This window comes from Pseudoclavibacter sp. 13-3 (genome assembly GCF_021168475.1).
Taxonomy (GTDB): Bacteria; Actinomycetota; Actinomycetes; order Actinomycetales; family Microbacteriaceae; genus Pseudoclavibacter_A.
Map to the genome: position 1 here is coordinate 246,162 of NZ_JAJOZT010000004.1, position 17,686 is coordinate 263,847.

Annotated in this window: 13 protein-coding genes; 8 read left to right on the forward strand and 5 right to left on the reverse strand. The window is 68.0% G+C overall.

Features of this window, described 5'->3' with window-relative positions:
- Positions 1-24: 24 nt before the first annotated feature.
- Positions 25-1,257 (reverse strand): AI-2E family transporter, encoded by a 1,233-nt coding sequence (locus LRX77_RS08645; protein WP_231832489.1) that lies wholly within the window; start codon positions 1,255-1,257, stop codon positions 25-27.
- Positions 1,258-1,359: 102 nt separating this feature from the next.
- Between LRX77_RS08645 and LRX77_RS08650 the strand changes: the two genes are divergently transcribed.
- Positions 1,360-3,474: an NAD(+) synthase gene (locus LRX77_RS08650; protein WP_231832490.1), complete on the forward strand. Its 2,115-nt coding sequence runs from the start codon at positions 1,360-1,362 to the stop codon at positions 3,472-3,474.
- A 5-nt stretch (positions 3,475-3,479) separates the two neighbouring features.
- Here the strand turns inward: LRX77_RS08650 and rraA are convergent, their stop codons facing one another.
- Both rraA and LRX77_RS08660 read right to left on the reverse strand, forming a co-directional pair.
- Entirely contained in the window at positions 3,480-3,980 is a 501-nt protein-coding gene (gene rraA, locus LRX77_RS08655; RefSeq protein WP_231832491.1) for a ribonuclease E activity regulator RraA, read from the reverse strand.
- Entirely contained in the window at positions 3,977-5,488 is a 1,512-nt protein-coding gene (locus tag LRX77_RS08660; RefSeq protein WP_231832492.1) for an XRE family transcriptional regulator, read from the reverse strand. The genes rraA and LRX77_RS08660 overlap by 4 nt, the downstream gene beginning before the upstream one ends.
- Before the next feature lie 214 nt (positions 5,489-5,702).
- Between LRX77_RS08660 and aceA the strand changes: the two genes are divergently transcribed.
- From aceA to LRX77_RS08685, 5 genes are all read left to right on the forward strand, one after another.
- The gene (gene aceA / locus LRX77_RS08665) at positions 5,703-7,013 is read left to right on the forward strand and encodes an isocitrate lyase (protein ID WP_231832493.1); all 1,311 of its coding nucleotides are present in this window, start codon (positions 5,703-5,705) and stop codon (positions 7,011-7,013) included.
- 154 nt (positions 7,014-7,167) lie between these two features.
- Positions 7,168-8,886 (forward strand): malate synthase A, encoded by a 1,719-nt coding sequence (aceB, locus tag LRX77_RS08670; protein ID WP_231832494.1) that lies wholly within the window; start codon positions 7,168-7,170, stop codon positions 8,884-8,886.
- 4 nt (positions 8,887-8,890) lie between these two features.
- Positions 8,891-10,249, forward strand: a complete 1,359-nt coding sequence (locus LRX77_RS08675; RefSeq protein ID WP_231832495.1) for an MFS transporter — start codon at positions 8,891-8,893, stop codon at positions 10,247-10,249.
- Positions 10,246-11,382: a cation:proton antiporter domain-containing protein gene (locus tag LRX77_RS08680; protein WP_231832496.1), complete on the forward strand. Its 1,137-nt coding sequence runs from the start codon at positions 10,246-10,248 to the stop codon at positions 11,380-11,382. Before LRX77_RS08675 ends, LRX77_RS08680 begins: the two co-directional genes overlap by 4 nt.
- Positions 11,383-11,420: 38 nt before the next feature.
- A complete protein-coding gene (locus LRX77_RS08685) occupies positions 11,421-12,440 on the forward strand; it encodes an acyl-CoA thioesterase (RefSeq protein WP_231832497.1) in 1,020 nt (339 codons plus the stop codon).
- A 28-nt stretch (positions 12,441-12,468) separates the two neighbouring features.
- Here the strand turns inward: LRX77_RS08685 and LRX77_RS08690 are convergent, their stop codons facing one another.
- Positions 12,469-13,317: a CPBP family intramembrane glutamic endopeptidase gene (locus LRX77_RS08690; RefSeq protein WP_231832498.1), complete on the reverse strand. Its 849-nt coding sequence runs from the start codon at positions 13,315-13,317 to the stop codon at positions 12,469-12,471.
- A 65-nt stretch (positions 13,318-13,382) separates the two neighbouring features.
- Between LRX77_RS08690 and LRX77_RS08695 the strand changes: the two genes are divergently transcribed.
- Both LRX77_RS08695 and ppsA read left to right on the forward strand, forming a co-directional pair.
- Entirely contained in the window at positions 13,383-14,204 is an 822-nt protein-coding gene (locus LRX77_RS08695) for a pyruvate, water dikinase regulatory protein (protein ID WP_231832499.1), read from the forward strand.
- A 114-nt stretch (positions 14,205-14,318) separates the two neighbouring features.
- A complete protein-coding gene (gene ppsA / locus LRX77_RS08700) occupies positions 14,319-16,703 on the forward strand; it encodes a phosphoenolpyruvate synthase (RefSeq protein ID WP_231832500.1) in 2,385 nt (794 codons plus the stop codon).
- Between the two features lie 108 nt (positions 16,704-16,811).
- Here ppsA and LRX77_RS08705 read toward each other — a convergent pair whose 3' ends face one another.
- A complete protein-coding gene (locus LRX77_RS08705) occupies positions 16,812-17,654 on the reverse strand; it encodes an HpcH/HpaI aldolase/citrate lyase family protein (RefSeq protein WP_231832501.1) in 843 nt (280 codons plus the stop codon).
- Between the last annotated feature and the right edge of the window lie 32 nt (positions 17,655-17,686).

Below are 17,686 nucleotides of genomic sequence, written 5' to 3' on the forward strand. Positions count from 1 at the left end.
GCGCCGTGGTGGAGCCGACGCCGATCATACGGCGCTGTCGCTCGCTGCGTCAGCGGATTCTTCGGAGCTCGCCGCCGCATCCGCCGACGCCGCGCCGGAGGGGGCTTTGGCTTCCTCCTCGGCGGCCAGCTCGGCCTCGCGGATCTCACGACGCTCTCGAGCCGACTTCTTCCGGGCGAACCGCGCCGGACGTTCCGGTCCGTCCCAGACCTGCAGCACCGACCAGGCCGCGGCGGTGAGCGGTACGGCGATGATCGCTCCCAGCACGCCGCCGAGTGAGGCGCCGATGGTCAGTGCGATCAGAATCACCAACGGGTGCAGCTTCAGGGTGCGCCCCATGACCACCGGCTGCAGGAGGTTTCCCTCGAGCTGGTTGACCACGATCACGATGGCGATGACGATCAGCGCGGCGATCGGCCCGTTGGCCACCAGCGCGACCAGCGCGGCGAGGATGCCGGCCAGGGTGGCGCCGACGATCGGGATGTACGCCGTGACGAACACGATCACGGCCAGGGGCAGCGCCAGCGGCACCTGCAGAATGACGAGCCCGATGCCGATTCCGACGGCGTCGGCCGCAGCCACGATGGTGGTGCCGCGCAGATAGCTGCCGAACGTGGCGACCGCCTGCTGACCGGCGCGACGAGCCCGCGCGTATCCTTCTCCGTGCAGCGGGCGCAGCAGGAACTCCCAGATCGCCGCCCCGTCTTTGAGAAAGAAGAAGAGCACGACGACGAAGATGCCGAAGCCGGTGAAGAACTCCGCCGTCGCCGAGACGCCCGCGAGCGCTCCGCTCTGGAACCCGCTGCTGGCCAGCACGCCCTGGGCCCACTCCCCGATCTCGGCGAGCGCCGGCAGATGCACGGTGAAGGGCAGCCCGTCGATGAACTCCTGCAGCGTCGTCATGCCCTCGGTGGCTGAGCTGACGAGCACGCTCCACTGGTTGAGCACCGCCCAGACGATCAGCCAGATCAGCAGACCGAAGGCGACCACGATGCTCAGCAGAGCGGTCCATGCGGCGAGCATGGCAGGCGCGCCCCGGCGTGTCAGCCACGAGGTGAAGGGCACGATCGCCGACGAGACGATCAGGGCGAGCAGCACGGGAATCCCGACGATCGACACCTGCATGATGCCGAAGATCAGCACCACGATCACGGCGAGCACCACCAGAATCTGCAGGCAGCGCGTGGCGAGTGCGCCGAAGCCGTCAGCCCAGAGTCGACGCACGGCTCCCGGTTCTCTCACTGCTCGTTCTGTCATGGCGTCTCAGCTCCTTCGTTCGAGTCGTGCCCTCACGGTAGCAAATGTTCACCTGGTGTACTGTCTGTCAGCGCGAGGCCGCGCTGTGCCAGACTGGAGCCCATGACCGATCGACTTGTCGCCGCCCGCGCCCTCGGTGCGCAGGCGAGCGCCTACGCTCAGGGCTTCGCACGCGTCGCAGCCGTCACTTTTCCCATCTCGATCGCCGATCCCGCCGCGAATGCGCATCAGGTCATCGAACAGGCCGTCGCCTGCGATCGCGATGCGGTCGGGGTGGCCGTCTTCAGCGAGCTGTGCCTGACCGGGTACGCCATCGACGACCTGGTGCTGCAGGATGCCGTGCTCGACTCCGCCGTGGACGCGCTGATCGAGGTGATCGCCGCGAGCACCGAGCTGCTGCCGGTGCTGGTGGTCGGCGTGCCGCTGCGGCACAGATCGCGTCTGTACAACTGCGCTGCGGTCGTCCATCGCGGCCGTCTGCTCGGCGTCGTGCCGAAGTCGTATCTGCCGACCTACCGGGAGTTCTACGAGCGCCGCTGGTATGCACCGGGCGACGACCAGCGCGGCGGCAGCATCCGCGTCGGCGACCTCGACGCGCCCTTCGGCACCGACCTGCTCTTCGACGCCGTCGACGTGCCGGGTCTCGTGCTGCACGCCGAGGTCTGCGAAGACATGTGGGTGCCGGTGCCGCCGAGCGCTCGTGCCGCGCTCGCCGGCGCGAGCGTGCTCGCGAACCTCTCGGGCAGCCCCATCACCATCGCCCGCGCCGATGATCGTCGTCTCTTGGTGCGCTCGGCATCGGCCCGCTGCCTGGCCGCCTACGTCTACGCTGCGGCCGGAGCCGGCGAGTCGAGCAACGACCTCTCGTGGGACGGCCAGACGATGATCTACGACAACGGCGCGCTGCTCGCCGAGACTGAGCGCTTTCCCGACGGGCCGAGGCGGTCGGTCGCCGACGTCGACCTCGACGTGCTGCGGCAGGAGCGCCTGCGGCAGGGCACATTCGACGACAACCGGCGCACACTCGCCGATCTGAGCGGCGACGGCGAAGAGAGCTCCTATCGCACCGTCTCGTTCCAGCTGAGGCCGCCCACCGACGACATCGGCCTGCGTCGCGCACTCGCCCGTTTTCCGTTCGTTCCCGCCGACCCTGCGCGGCTCGCGCAGGACTGCTACGAGGCCTACAGCATCCAGGTCTCGGGTCTCATGCAGCGCATGCGCTCGATCGGGTCGCCGAAGCTCGTGATCGGCGTCTCGGGCGGCCTCGACTCGACGCACGCGCTGCTCGTCTGCGCACAGGCCATGGACCGTCTCGGACGCCCGCGCGCCGACATCCTCGCGTTCACCATGCCCGGATTCGCCACCACCGACCGCACGAAGTCGAACGCTGCGGCGCTCGCCGAGTCGCTGGGGGTCACATTCGAAGAGCTCGACATCAGGCCTGCCGCACGCGAGCTGCTCAGCCGCATCGGGCATCCCTTCGCCGGCGGCGTGCCGGTCTATGACACCACCTTCGAGAACGTGCAGGCCGGTCTGCGCACCGACTACCTGTTCCGACTCGCGAACCAGCGCGGCGGCATCGTGGTGGGCACCGGCGACCTCTCGGAGGGCGCATTGGGGTGGTCGACGTACGGCGTCGGCGATCAGATGTCGCACTATACGGTGAACACCGGCGTGCCGAAGACGCTGATGCAGCATCTGATCCGCTGGGTGAGCTCGACCGGGCATTTCTCGGCGGAGGTCTCGGCTGTGCTGCAGCGCGTGCTCGACACCGAGATCTCGCCCGAGCTGGTGCCCGCCGGAGCCGACGGCAAGGTGCAGAGCACCGAAGACCGGATCGGCCCCTACGCCCTGCACGACTTCACGCTCTACCAGGTGCTGCGCCACGGCATGCGTCCGAGTCGCATCGCCTGGCTGGCCGCACACGCGTGGGCCGAGCCGGCCACCTGTCTTGATGCGGGCATGGGTCAGTGGCCGGCGGGTTTTCCCGACGCCGACCGCCACGACTTCGATCAGCGTCAGATCGTGCACTGGCTTGAGGTCTTTCTGCAGCGCTTCTTCGGGTTCGCCCAGTTCAAGCGCACGGCCATTCCGAACGGCCCGAAGGTCTCGGCTGGCGGGTCGCTCTCGCCGCGCGGCGACTGGCGGGCGCCCTCAGACTCCACACCGCAGGCGTGGCTCGCCGAGCTGCACCTGGCGTTTCCGAGCGCCGACTGAGTCGGTCAGCCCTCGGAGCGCGGGTCGACGCTGAGAAACACCACGCCATCCTCGTCTGAGACCACCCAGTCGCCCGGCCGCACATCGACCTCGAGAAAGCGGATGGGCTCGCCCAGCACACCGAAGCCACGCTTCACCGTGGGCACCGGCTGCGAGCCCAGGGCCTTGATGTGCACGTCGGCCTGACCGAGCTCGACGGTGTCGCGCACGGCTCCGGCTACCAGGATGCCGGCCCAGCCGCTGCGAGCGGCCAGCGCCCCCAGATTGCCGCCGACCACCGCACGCCGCAGCGAGGCTCCGGCATCGACGACGAGCACGCGCCCTTCGCCTGGTGTGCCGAGCTGCTCTCTGATCAGCGTGTTGTCTTCGTGCACCTGCAGCGTCTGCACACGCCCGAAGACACGGGGTCGGCCTCCGAAGCTGCGCAGCTGGGTGACCACGCTGCGCAGCTCGCGATCCCGGTCGTCGGCGAGGTCTGCGGTCAGCAGGTCGGCGGTGTCGGTCATGGGCGGTTCCTTTCGTGGGCGGTCAGAGACGGTTCGGCGGGTGCGTGTCGTTCGAGAAACTCGTACACGTCAGTGGTGTCGACGCCGGGAAACACGCCCTGCGGCAGCGCGGCGAGCAGCGAGGCGTGCGGTCGTGTGGCGGGCCAGCACTGATCCTCCCATTTCTCGCGCAGGTGCGCAGGCGGAACGCGGCAGCAGTTCTCGTCCGGGCAGGTTGAGACGGCACGGCTGGTGGTGTTGCCGCCGCGGAACCAGCGGGCATGCGTGAAGTCGGTGCCGACCGACACCGACACCCGCCCCTGCGACGAGGCGAGCACGCGGGCGGCGCACCAGAACGTGCCGGTCGGGGTGTCAGTGTACTGTGCGAACGGGCTGAAGTGATCGGTCTCGGCGAAGACAATGCGGCTCGTCCAGTGACGGCAGCAGGTCTGCCCCTCGATGGCGCCCAGCGAATCGGTGGGAAAGCACACTGCGTCGTTCTCATAGGCTTTCCAGATCGTGCCCGACTCGTGCACTTTCACGAAGTGCACGGGCAGATCGAGAAACTCGGTGGCCAGATTGGTGAACCGATGCGCGGCGGTCTCGTAGCTGACCGCATAGGCGTCGCGAAAGTCGTCGATGGCCAGATCTTTGTTCGCCTTGGCAGCCTGCAGTCGCTCGACGCTGCGGGTGCGCGGCATGAGCATCGCACCGGCGAAGTAGTTGCTCTCGACCCGCTGGCGCAGAAACTCGGCGTAGTCTACCGGAACGGTGTGGCCCAGCACCTTGCTCGACAGCGCCTGCAGCACTGCGGCGCGCGAGTCGCCCGAGCCGATCACCGACTGGGGCAGATAGATGCGGCCGTTGCGCTCGTCCAGCACCGACCGCGTCGACTGCGGCAGATCGTCGACGTAGTGCAGTGTGACGCCGAGGTGGTCGGCCAGCGCTGCGGTCAGCCGCTGCGGCAGCGGCCCGCCCGTGTAGCCGAGCGTCTCGAGCAGGCCCTCGGCTTCGTTCTCGATCGCCGCGAAGTAATTGTCGCCAGCTCGCATCGTGGTGCGCAGCTCGGCGTTCACCCGACGGGCTTCTTCGGGGGTGGCCTGGCGATCGTCGCGCAGCTGCTCGATCTTGCGGTACAGTCCGACGATCGTCGCCAGGGCGTCGTCTCCCAGGCGCGGCCCCACCCGCACCGCGGGCAGTCCGAGCGACGAGAACCCGACCGAGCGCTGAATGCGTTCGAGTTCGACCTCATGCGACACCCGTTCGCTGGGAGCCTCGTCGCCGCCAATGAGATCTTCGAGAGGCACGGCCAACGCCTCGGCGATGCGCCTGAGCTGGCTGAGCTTCGGCTCCCGGTGGCCGTTCTCGAGCGCCGAGACCTGACTGGGCGCGCGCTCGATCGCCTGCGCGAGCGACTCCAGAGTGAGCCCTCGCTGTTTTCGTATCGCGCGAATCCGTCGCCCGATGATGAGTGCGTCAACCGTCGCCTCATCGTCAAGACGCGCCCCGCGCCGTTGCGTGGTCGTCATGCATTCATGATGGCACACGCGTTTTCTCCGCAGAACAGAAGAATCGCAGAACTTTCCTGTCGTTCGGTTCAGATCGCCCGGTTCGGGTGACGCAGAGTAGAACTCACCACAGCACGACCGAACGAATCCATGACGACTCGATCATCCGAGTGACGCGGTTCGGCCCACCGGCCGATGCGGTGGCACACGCACCATGAGATCAAAGGAGATCACCATGACCGAGCAGAACATCCGCCCCGGCGACCAGACCCAGACCGCTGAGCAGCTCCGGTTCGAGTGGGACAACGCCCCGCGCTGGGAGGGTGTGCGCCGCGACTACTCCGCCGAAGACGTGTTGCGCATTCGCGGCGGCATCCGGGAAGAGAGCACCCTCGCCCGTCGCGGTGCCGAGAGGCTCTGGGAGCTGCTGCACGAAGAGGGCGACGACTGGGTGCGCGCTCTCGGCGCGCTCACTGGCAACCAGGCCGTTCAGCAGGTGCGGGCCGGGCTGCGCGCCATCTACCTCTCCGGCTGGCAGGTCGCGGCAGACGCCAACCTCTCCGGTCAGACCTACCCCGACCAGAGTCTCTACCCGGTGAACTCGGTGCCCGCCGTCGTGCGGCGCATCAACAATGCGCTGATGCGCGCCCACCAGGTGGAGTTCGGCGAGGGCGGCCCCGAGGCAGTCACCCGTGACTGGATGGCGCCGATCGTCGCCGACGCCGAGGCCGGCTTCGGCGGGCCGCTGAACGCCTTCGAGCTGCAGTCGGCCATGATCCAGGCCGGCGCGGCGGGCGTGCACTGGGAAGACCAGCTGGCCAGCGAGAAGAAGTGCGGTCACCTCGGCGGCAAGGTGCTCATCCCGACGAAGCAGCACATCCGCACCCTGCAGTCGGCCCGACTCGCATCGGACGTCGCGGGGGTGCCCACACTGATCATCGCCCGCACCGACGCTCTCGCGGCCGACCTGCTCACCAGCGACGTCGACGAGCGCGACCGCCAGTACGCCACCGGCGAGCGCACCGACGAGGGGTTCTACCGGGTGCGCAACGGCATCGAGCCGGTCATCACGCGCGGTCTGGCCTTCGCCGAGTACGCCGACCTGCTCTGGGTCGAGACCGGCGAGCCCGACATCGAGCTGGCTCGCGAGTTCGCCCATGCGATCCATGAACGGTTCCCCGGCAAGCTGCTCGCCTACAACTGCTCGCCGTCATTCAATTGGAAGGCCCACCTCTCTGACGAGCAGATCGGTTCGTTCCAGCGTGAGCTCAGCGAGCTGGGCTACAAGTTCCAGTTCATCACGCTGGCCGGCTTCCACGCGCTGAACTACTCGATGTTCGAGCTGGCCAGTGGTTACCGCGACGAGCAGATGACTGCCTATGTGCAGCTGCAGGAGAAGGAGTTCGCCGCCGAGAGCGAGGGCTACACCGCCACGCGGCACCAGCGCGAGGTCGGCACCGGCTACTTCGACCGCATCTCGACGGCGCTCAACCCTGAGAGCGCGACCCTCGCGCTGGTGGGCAGCACCGAAGAGGCGCAGTTCTGATCTCGTCTGGTCGGGGCGCTCGTGCAACGGCGCAGGCTGCGCCCCGACCGGCTCGCTCCCGACGACGCCGTCACCGCGACGCCAGTCGCCACGTCTCGCCATCATGCATCCGCCGATCAGCGACGATCGGCACCGCCATCAGGATTGGAGAATCATGCACACCACCACCGCCTTCCGCCGGCCGACCCGACCCGTCGTGCGCATCGCCGGCCCCATGCACGAACGCTTCGACGAGATTCTCACACCCGAGGCACTCGGCTTTCTCGCAGCGCTGCACCACCGCTTCTCGTCTCGTCGCCACGAGCTGCTCGCCAAGCGGGCGAAGCGGCTGAAAGACTACTCACTCGGCACCAACCCCGACTTCCTGCCCGGCACCGCGCACATCCGCAGCGATCGCAGCTGGCGCGTCGTCGGATCCGAGGGAGCACCGGGGCTGCAGGATCGCCGCGTCGAGATCACCGGCCCGACCGACCGCAAGATGACCATCAACGCGCTCAACTCCACGGCGAAGGTCTGGCTCGCCGACTTCGAAGATGCGACCAGCCCCACCTGGCAGAACGTGGTCGGCGGCCAGCTGAGCCTCTTCGACGCCATCCGCGGAGAGATCGACTTCACCACGCCCGAGGGCAAGCAGTACGCCCTGCGCACGAACGAACTCACCGAGCTGCCGACCATCGTGCCCCGGCCGCGCGGCTGGCATCTGCCCGAGAAGCATCTGGTCTTCACCGATGACAACAACCGCACCGAAGACACGTCGGGCAGCCTCGTCGACTTCGGGCTGTACTTCTTCCACAATGCGAACGAGCTCATCGCCCGCGGCCGTGGCCCGTACTTCTACATTCCCAAGCTCGAGAGCCACCTCGAAGCCCGGCTGTGGAACGACGTCTTCTCCTTCGCCGAGCGCACGCTGGGCCTCGAGACCGGCACGATCCGCGCCACCGTGCTGATCGAGACGCTGCCCGCGGCCTTCGAGATCGACGAGATCCTCTATGAGATGCGCGACCACATCACCGGCATCAACGCGGGCCGCTGGGACTACATCTTCAGCGTGATCAAGGTGTTCCGCGAGCGCGGCGCCAAGAACGTGCTGCCCGATCGCGCCTGCATCACCATGGACGTCCCGTTCACCCGTGCCTACGCTCAGCTGCTGGTGCAGACCGCTCATGCCCGAGGTGCCTACGCCATCGGCGGCATGAGCGCGTTCATTCCGAACCGGCGCGACCCCGAGGTCACCGAGCGCGCCTTCCAGAAGGTGTCGGCAGACAAGCGCCGCGAGGCGGAGGCCGGCTACGACGGCACCTGGGTCGCGCATCCCGATCTGATCCCGTACGCGCAGGCCGAGTTCGACAAGGTGCTCGGCGAGCGCCCCCACCAGGTCGATCGTCAGATCGACGACGTCAGAATCGGGCAGAGCGACCTGCTGAACTTCCAGGCGACTCCGGGCGAGGTCACCGAGGCCGGCCTGCGCGACAACATCTCGGTGGGCATCCGCTACATCGAGTCCTGGCTGCGCGGCGTCGGCGCTGCGGCCCTCGACAATCTGATGGAAGACGCGGCGACCGCCGAGATCTCGCGCACGCAGATCTGGCAGTGGCTGCACTACCAGACCGTCACCGCCGAGGGAGAGACGGTCACCCGCGGTCGCGTGCAGCAGATCATCGACGACGTGGTCTCGCAGCTGCAGCGCTTCGACGGCGACCGATTCGACGACGCAGTGCAGGTGTTCGCGCAGGTCGCCCTCGACAAGCCGTTCCTGCCCTTTCTCACGACCGAGGCGTATCGGCGCTACCTCGCCACCGACGTGGTCGCGCCGGAGCTGCTGCCCGACGAGGCCGCCAGCCGCGCCGAGCCGCAGCCGGCGAACCGGGGATGACGCCATGTCGACGCAGCGCACGGCGGCCTCCGACGTCGCACCGCAGACCGGTCGGGTGCCCTCAGCGACCGGCCGGTCGTGGTTCAGCGTCGCCGCCGTGCTCTTCGCCGTCGCCTGGGCCGGCAACGAGTTCACTCCCCTGCTGGTGATGTACCAGATGCACAGCGGCTTCGCCGCCCTGCAGGTCAACATCCTCTTCGGCGGGTACGTGCTGGGCATCATTCCGGCGCTGCTGATCGGCGGTCCCATGGCCGACCGCCTGGGTCGCCGTCCGGTCATGATCCCGGGCCCGCTGCTGGCCATGGCCGGCAGCCTCGTGCTCGCACTCGGCCCCGAGAGTATGGTGGCCCTCTTCATCGGTCGTCTGCTCTGCGGTCTCGCCCTCGGCCTGGCGATGGCGGTCGGCAGCACTTGGATCAAAGAGCTCTCGACGGCACCGTTCGATGCGAGCGCCGACGCGGGTGCGGGCGCACGCCGTGCATCCATCACGCTCAGCGTGGGCTTCGGGGCAGGGGCTGCGGTCGCCGGGGCCATCGCGCAGTGGGGGCCTGCGGCTACGATGCTGCCGTACCTCGTCAACATCGCGCTGCTCATTCCGGTGACGGTGTGGATGCTGCGCACAGGCCCCGAGACCCAGGTGCACGCGGTGCTCTCCACGTCGCGTCGCCGCAGCCGCTCGCGCTTCGCGCTGATCGCCGAAGACGGCATCGATCCGGCCGTGCGCCGTCGGTTCCTGCTGGTCGTCGCGCCGGCAGCGCCCTGGGTGTTCGGCTGCGCCGGCAGCGCCTACGCGATCCTGCCCACGCAGCTGCTCTCACTGGCCCCCGGCCTCGAGATCGGGTTCAGCGCCCTGATGTGCCTGGTGGGGCTGACCTGCGGCGTCGGTGTGCAGCCGCTGGTCAGGCGGCTCGAACGCCGCGGTTCGGCTCGCACACTGGTGCTCGGCCTGATGGTCGCCTGCGCGGGGATGCTGCTGGCGGCGAGCGCGCTGGCCGCAGAGCAGGTGTGGCTGGGTCTGGTCGCCGCGGCCGTGCTGGGCACCGGCTACGGCACGGTTCTGGTGTCTGGCCTGCAGTACGTGCAGCGCATCGCACCGCCCGGGCGTCTGGCTGCGTTCACCGCCGTGTTCTACAGCCTCACCTACCTGGGATTCTTCATGCCGGCGGTCCTCTCGGGCATCGAGCTGGCCTTCAGCGGCGTGCACCACGTCTGGATGTTCACCGTGGGTGCGGTGCTGGCTCTGGTCAGCCTCGCGGTGATCGCCGCGAGCAGCGCGGCACTGCGAGAGCGTCCCACCGAGGATGCTGTGGTCGCGAGCGCGCTGGAGAGCGGCCGCGCCGAGGGTGCTAACGTGCCAGCATGACCTTGCTCACGCTGCTGGCGATCACCGTGGTCGCGCTGCTGGGGCCCATGCTGAGCTGGGTCACCCGCTGGCGAACCCCGGTGCTCGTCGGCCAGATTCTCGGCGGCCTGCTGATCGGCGGCACCGGTCTGGGGTGGGTCGACGCGAGCGACTCGATGTTCACGCTGCTGGCCGATCTGGGATTCGCACTCACTATGTTCGTCGCGGGCAGTCAGATTCCGGTGCGCAATCCCGAGCTGCGGCCGCTGCTGTGGAAGGGTCTTCTGCGAGCGGCCGCGGTGGCTTCGGCAGCTCTCGCGCTCGGTGCGATCATCAGCCTGACCCTGCACAGTCCCGACTGGCTGATCTACGCAGTCGTGCTCGGGTCGTCATCAGCGGCTCTGGCGCTGCCGGCGATGGCCCAGGCACGGCTCACCGGCCCGGCGGTAACCGCCACGATGGCGCAGATCGCCATCGCCGACGTGGCGTCGATCGTGCTGCTGCCTTTGGCCATCGACACCGGCCGGGCGCTGCTGACCATCGTCGGGGCGCTCGCGCTCTGCGTGCTGACGGCCGGGGTCGTCGTCGCACTGCGCGTGCTGCGACGTCGCGGCATGCTGCGCGAGGCCCACCGAGTCAGTCATCGCGAGCATCTGGCGCTCGAACTGCGCATCTCGCTCGTGCTGCTGCTCGCATTCGCAGCGCTCGCCTCGCAGACCGCGGTGTCGATCATGCTCGCCGGGTTCGCCGCAGGCGTCGCCGTCGCGGCGATCGGTGAGCCCCGTCGGCTGGCGAAGCAGGTCTTCGCACTCAGCGAGGGCTTCTTCTCACCGCTGTTCTACGTCTGGCTCGGCGCGTCCCTGTCGCTGGGCGAGCTGTGGAGTGGTCCGCAGCACATGCTGCTGGGCCTCGCACTGGGGCTCGGCGGCCTGGCCGTGCACGCGGTCGGCGCACTCACCGGGCAGCCGATCTCACTGGCGCTGCTCGGCAGCGCCCAGCTGGGGGTGCCGATCGCCGCCGCCGCCATCGGCATGCAGACCGGGGCGTTGAACGGCGGGGAGGCCGCCGCACTCGTCTTCGGCGCTCTGATCAGCGTCGTGTCGCTCTCGGCGATCGTTCCCCTCGCGGCCAGACGGTTCGCCGCGCAGAGCTGATCCGCTGCCGCACCGGCAGGATCGACTAGGGTATGTGCATGCTCACTGACCCTCATTCGTCCGAGTCCACCGGCTCATCCCCCGTCGACAGCGAAGCGGCGTCACCGCAAGACCGCATCACACTGCGGTTCATGGCTCTGCCCCAAGAGGTCTCGAAGACCGGCACCTCGATCGCCGAGGGCCGCGTCCTGGAATGGATAGACCGGGCGGGTTACGCTTGCGCCGTCGGCTGGAGCTCCTCATACTGCGTGACCGCCTATGTCGGCAACGTGCACTTCAACCGGCCGATCGCCCCGGGCAGCATCATCGCGGCGCATGCCCGGGTCATCCACACCGGCCGCACCAGCATGCACGTGCTCGTGCGCGTCGAATCGGCCGACGTGCGCACTCGCGCCTACCAGCCAGCCTGCGACTGCATCCTGATCTTCGTCGCCGTCGACGAGAACGGCACGCCGGCACAGGTGCCCCAGTGGAGCCCGCAGACCGACACCGAACGCCAGCTGCACGAGGCCGCCATCGAGCGCATCGAACCCCGCCGCCGCATCCGCGAGTCGATGGCCTCGCAGTCATACACGACCTACGGCACCGCGCCCGAGACGGTGTTTCGCTTTCTGGCCTCGCCGCAGCACGCGAACTGGGGCGGCAAGACCCACGGCGGCACGGTGATGCGCTGGATCGGCGAGGCGGCGAACACCTGCGCCACCAGCTGGGCCAAGCACGACGTGGTCGGCGTCTACTCCGGCGGCATCCACTTCATCAATCCGATTCCGATCGGCAACATCGTCGAGATCCGCTCGCGCCTGCTGCTGACGACGCCGCACAGCATCCACGTCAGCACCCAGGTGCGCACGGCAGACCCGAAACGACCCAGCGATCTGCGGCTGACGACACGCTGCATGAGCGTGCTGGTCGTCGTCGGCGAAGACGGACATGCCACCGACGTGCCGCAGTGGGAGCCGGTCAGCGACGAGGACCGCCACCTGCGGTCACACGCCCGCAAGCTCATCGAGCTGCGTCACGAGATGCATCCGGTACCGCTCGAGCTGCCCGGCATCTGACCGGCCGCCGCCCGACCAGCCCGCCGGCCTAGCCGAGCAGACCGGTCGACAGCAGCCAGGGGCCGGCCAGCTGCCAGCCCACGAACGCACAGGCGTCGAGCAGAAAGTGCGCCACCACCAGCGGGGCCACCCCGCCCCATCGGCGTGCTGCCCAGAGAAAGACCACGCCCATCACCGCATTGCCGACGAACGGCCCGACGCCCTGGTACAGGTGATACGAGCCGCGCAGCAGTGCGGCGAAGACGAAGACGGCAGGCCACCCCCACGAGATCTCGCGCAGGCGGATGACCAGCCATCCCGAGACGACGGTCTCTTCGAGCAGGGCTGCCTGCACCGCTGCGAGCAGCAGCACGGGGATGCTCCACCAGTTCGGATCGAGCGCCGCCGGCACGACGTTGGCGGTGAGCCCGAGCAGACGCCCGACGGCGTAGAGCGCGAGACCGGGCAGGCCGATCACCGCGGCGAGCAGGCAGCCGCGACCCACGGTGCGCCAGCTCCACAGATCGTGCAGACCGAGCCTGGCGGCGCCGACCCCGAAGCCGGCGCCGGTGAGGGCAGGTTCGGTGCGCCCGCCGGCGGCTGCCGCACGCGCTGCCAGCAGCCACAGCACGAACAGCACCGGCACCAGGCCGAAGCCGATCTGCGCCAGCTGGATCAGCAGGTCGAGCCAGGGCTGCGACGCCCGACTCGCGTTCAGGGTGCTCGTCTGGGCGCCGAGGCCGCCTTCGGCCGTCAGCTTGCGCAGCAGCGAGAGTGCGGCGAAGACCGCCGACTGCCCGAGCGTGAGCCCGAGCACGATCCAGATCTCTGCCCGCACACGCGGCCGTGCCCAGGCAGGTGTCACCTCGGCCTGCGGCCAGCGGGAGCGTTGCGTCATAGCAGCACCCTACTCGGGGGCGTCTCTGCGGTATCGTGGAACCCGTCGCCGGCAGAGAGGCAGTCATGAGCACAGAGCACGAGACGCATTCGGTCTTCTTCGTGTCGGACGGTACCGGCATCACCGCCGAGACCCTCGGCAACACGCTGCTGACGCAGTTTCCGAACGACAGCTTCATCCGCGCCACGATCCCCTTCGTGAACACCGTCGAATACGCTCGCACCGTGGTGCGCCACATCGACTCGCTCTCGAAGTCGCAGCCCACTCCGCTGGTCTTCTCGACCGTGGTCTCCGACGAGATCCGCGAGGTCTTCACCGCCTCGGGCGCCCTGGTCATCGACCTGCTCGGCGAGGCCACCAAGCGCCTCGAGCAGACTCTGCACACCGAGGCCAGCCACTCGCCGGGTCGCGCGCACGGGCAGGGCGACCTCGAGCGCTACAACGCCCGCATGCATGCCGTCGAGTTCGCGATCGAACACGACGACGGTCAGAGCCTGCGCGCGCTGGATCGCAGCGACATCATTCTCATCGCCCCGTCGCGCTGCGGCAAGACGCCGACGACCATGTATCTGGCGCTGCAGCACGGCGTACTGGTCGCGAACTACCCGCTCATTCATGAAGACTTCGGTTCGATCGAGCTGCCTGCCCCGATCGCGCCGCTGGCAGACAAGTGCTTCGGCCTGCTCTCGACCCCGCAGCGACTGAGCGAGGTGCGCACCCAGCGCCGCCCCGACTCGCGCTACGCCTCGCTCGACCAGTGCCGTTACGAGCTGCGCAACGCCGAAGAGATGTACCGACGCCACGGCATCCCCTTTGTCAACTCGGCGAGCAAGTCGATCGAAGAGATGGCCTCGGTGATTCTGCACAGCATGAGCCTGCGCAAGTAGCGGCGGCGGAGAGTCCGCCAGCAGGATGTCACCCTTCAGAAACATATCGTGACTATACTTTTTTGCAGTGTGCCGGTGATGACCCATCGACACCACTACCACTGAAGGAGACCAGTGTCAGAAAACGTCCTGTGGTTCACCGAGGCCGGCCTCGATGACATCGACAAAGTCGGCGGCAAGAACGCTTCGTTGGGTGAGCTGATTCAGAACCTCTCATCGGCAGGCGTCAACGTTCCCGAGGGGTTCGCCACCACCTCGGCCGCGTTCCACACGTTCCTCGACGAGTCGGGTGTGCGTGACTATATCTTCAAGACTCTTGCAGACCTCAATGCGGACGACGTGGTCGCCCTGGCTGCGGCCGGCAAAGACATCCGCGCCAAGGTTCGCGACACGCCCTTCCCCTCGGCGCTCGAGGCTGACATCCGCAACGCCTTCGAACAGCTGACCGGGTCGTACGACGATCCCACGGCCGTCTCGTTCGCCGTGCGCTCCTCGGCCACTGCCGAGGACCTGCCCGACGCATCCTTCGCGGGCCAGCAGGAGACCTACCTGAACGTGCGCGGCATCGACCACATCCTGGCCGCCATCAAAGAGGTGTTCGCGTCGCTCTACAACGACCGTGCGATCGCCTATCGCGTGCACAACGACTACAGCCATGAAGACGTCGCCCTGTCGGCGGGCATCCAGCGCATGGTGCGCTCCGACATCGGCGCGTCGGGCGTCATGTTCACCCTCGACACCGAGTCGGGCTTCGACGACGCGGTGTTCATCACCAGCGCGTTCGGCCTCGGCGAAGGCGTCGTACAGGGTGCCGTCAACCCCGACGAGTTCTACGTCTACAAGCCCGCGCTTCGCGCCGGGCGGCCCGCGATCCTCAAGCGCTCGGTCGGCGGCAAGGCGCTGAAGATGATCTACACCGACGACCAGACCGTCGGCCGCAGCACCGAGTTCGTCGACGTGCCCGAGCAGGATCGTCTCAAGCTCAGTCTGACCGACGACGAGGTGCAGGAACTGGCCCGCCACGCGCTGGCCATCGAAGCGCACTACGGACGTCCGATGGACATCGAGTGGGGCAAAGACGGCATCGACGGCCGCATCTACGTGCTGCAGGCGCGCCCGGAGACCGTGCGCTCACGCGACGACTCCTCGGCGCTCGAGCGTTTCAGCATCGGGGCAGAGGGCAAGGGCGACGTGCTCATCGAAGGTCGTGCCATCGGTCAGCGCATCGGCGCCGGCCCGGTGCGGGTGATGCACTCGCTCGATCAGATGGTCGACTTCGTCGAGGGCGAGGTGCTCGTCGCTGACATCACCGACCCCGACTGGGAGCCCATCATGAAGCGTGCCAGCGCCATCGTGACGAACCGCGGCGGGCGCACCTGCCATGCCGCGATCATCGCACGCGAGCTCGGCATCCCCGCCGTGGTCGGCACCGGCGACGCCACTCGCTCGCTCGCCGACGGCAAGTCGGTGACCGTCTCGTGCGCAGAGGGGGAGACCGGCTTCGTCTACGAGGGCATCGCCGACTTCGAGCTCAAACGCACTGAGCTCGACCACATGCCCGAGATCCCGGTCAAGCTCATGATGAACGTGGGCACCCCGGATCAGGCGTTCAGCTTCGCGAAGCTGCCGAACGCCGGCGTGGGCCTCGCGCGTCTCGAGTTCATCATCAACCGCCAGGTGGGCATCCACCCGCGCGCACTCCTCGAGCTGGACGACCAGGAGCCCGCGCTCAAGGCCGAGATCGAGCAGCGTATCGCGGCCTACGAGAGCCCGACCGACTACTTCGTGAAGCGCGTCGCCGAGGGCGTCTCGATGATCGCCGCGGCCTTCGCGCCGAAGCCGGTGGTCGTGCGCATGAGCGACTTCAAGTCGAACGAGTACGCCAACCTGCTCGGCGGCGCCCGCTACGAGCCCGACGAAGAGAACCCGATGCTCGGCTGGCGCGGCGCCTCACGCTACGTCTCCTCCGATTTCCGGGCCTGCTTCGAGCTCGAGTGCCGTGCCATGAAGTTCGTGCGCGACGAGATCGGCCTGACCAACGTGAAGCTGATGGTGCCGTTCGTGCGCACGGTCGAAGAGGCCAAGGGCGTCATCGAGCTGATGGAGCACAACGGTCTGAAGCGCGGCGAGAACGGTCTCGAGATCTACATGATGTGTGAGATCCCGAGCAACGCACTGCTCGCAGACGAGTTCCTCGAGTACTTCGACGGCTTCTCGATCGGCTCGAACGACATGACGCAGCTGTCGCTCGGCCTCGACCGTGACTCGGCGCTGGTCGCCGACGAGTTCGACGAGCGCAACCCGGCGGTCAAGAAGCTGCTGGCGATGGCGATCGAGCACTGCAACGCGGCCGGCAAGTACGTCGGCATCTGCGGGCAGGGCCCGAGCGACCACCCGGATCTCGCCGAGTGGCTGCTCGATCAGCACATCGTGTCGATGTCGCTGAACCCTGACACCGTGGTCGACACCTGGCTGCGTCTGGCCGAGCACCAGAGATGACCATGCGAACGGTGTGGTGCTGAGTCGTTCGGCTCAGCACCACACCGTTGCCAGAATGGCCGGCACACTGTGTGCCGGCCATTCTGCATCTGTGTGAGGGGTGTTCGATCAGCTGTTCCACAGGCCGAACGATGCGGCCAGGCGGCTGATCTTCTTCGCCCGCGACAGTCGTGGCAGGTAGCTGCCGTCGGCTCCCCCGTCGCCCTGCGCGTCTTTGTCGAGCAGGTCGCGCGCCCAGGCGATCTCGGACTGCGTCGGAGCGAGATGCTCGTTGATCTGTGCGGTCTGCTGCGGCTTGAGCACCAGTTTGCCGGTCATGCCCATCTCGGCCGTGGTCTGGCAGGCCGCCATGATCACCGCCGGGTCGTCACTGAGCACCGGGCCGTCGATCGGGCCGGGAAGCTCGCCGACGCGAGAGGCCACGACCAGCCGTGACCGCGCGTATGCGAGCGCCAGGGCGGTGTTGCCCGCACCGGTGTCGCGGCGAAAGTCGCCCACGCCGAAGGCGAGCCGAAAGGTTCCCGGTGCCTTCGCGATGAACGGTGCGTTCTCGACGCCCAGACCGCTCTCGAGCAGCGCGACCACCGGTGTGCCGGGGTTGAGCCCCTGCCCGGTCAGCGCCACCTGCTCGGCGGTCTCGGTCTTGGCCAGCATGACGCCGCGCAGCCCTTCTGCGCCACGCAGCGCATCGAGGTCGCGATGCCACAGCTCGCTGCCGGCGGGGTTGATGCGCACCCATGCGCTCATCCCGTTGTTCAGCGCTTCAGCGGCCAGCGCTCGAGCGGCGTCTTTGCCCTCGTCTGGAATGCCGTCTTCGATGTCGAAGACGACGGAGTCGGCCTCGCTCGCCAGCGCGTCGAGCAGCGTCTGCTCGTCATGCGGCGGTGCGAGAAGCCAGCTGCGCGAGAGTTTCGCAGGAAGATTTGCCGCACGTTCGTTTCGAATGCCCATATCAGCCATGCTAGCCACCCGTCGACGTCTTG

What these genes read in the sequence shown, in the direction of transcription:
- aceB (WP_231832494.1), top strand. Translation starts at nt 7,168, where the DNA reads ATGCACACCACCACCGCCTTCCGCCGGCCGACCCGACCCGTCGTGCGC.
- LRX77_RS08690 (WP_231832498.1), bottom strand. Translation starts at nt 13,317, where the DNA reads ATGACGCAACGCTCCCGCTGGCCGCAGGCCGAGGTGACACCTGCCTGG.
- LRX77_RS08650 (WP_231832490.1), top strand. Translation starts at nt 1,360, where the DNA reads ATGACCGATCGACTTGTCGCCGCCCGCGCCCTCGGTGCGCAGGCGAGC.
- LRX77_RS08685 (WP_231832497.1), top strand. Translation starts at nt 11,421, where the DNA reads ATGCTCACTGACCCTCATTCGTCCGAGTCCACCGGCTCATCCCCCGTC.
- LRX77_RS08705 (WP_231832501.1), bottom strand. Translation starts at nt 17,654, where the DNA reads ATGGGCATTCGAAACGAACGTGCGGCAAATCTTCCTGCGAAACTCTCG.
- LRX77_RS08675 (WP_231832495.1), top strand. Translation starts at nt 8,891, where the DNA reads ATGTCGACGCAGCGCACGGCGGCCTCCGACGTCGCACCGCAGACCGGT.
- LRX77_RS08645 (WP_231832489.1), bottom strand. Translation starts at nt 1,257, where the DNA reads ATGACAGAACGAGCAGTGAGAGAACCGGGAGCCGTGCGTCGACTCTGG.
- aceA (WP_231832493.1), top strand. Translation starts at nt 5,703, where the DNA reads ATGACCGAGCAGAACATCCGCCCCGGCGACCAGACCCAGACCGCTGAG.
- LRX77_RS08660 (WP_231832492.1), bottom strand. Translation starts at nt 5,488, where the DNA reads ATGACGACCACGCAACGGCGCGGGGCGCGTCTTGACGATGAGGCGACG.
- LRX77_RS08695 (WP_231832499.1), top strand. Translation starts at nt 13,383, where the DNA reads ATGAGCACAGAGCACGAGACGCATTCGGTCTTCTTCGTGTCGGACGGT.
- rraA (WP_231832491.1), bottom strand. Translation starts at nt 3,980, where the DNA reads ATGACCGACACCGCCGACCTGCTGACCGCAGACCTCGCCGACGACCGG.
- LRX77_RS08680 (WP_231832496.1), top strand. Translation starts at nt 10,246, where the DNA reads ATGACCTTGCTCACGCTGCTGGCGATCACCGTGGTCGCGCTGCTGGGG.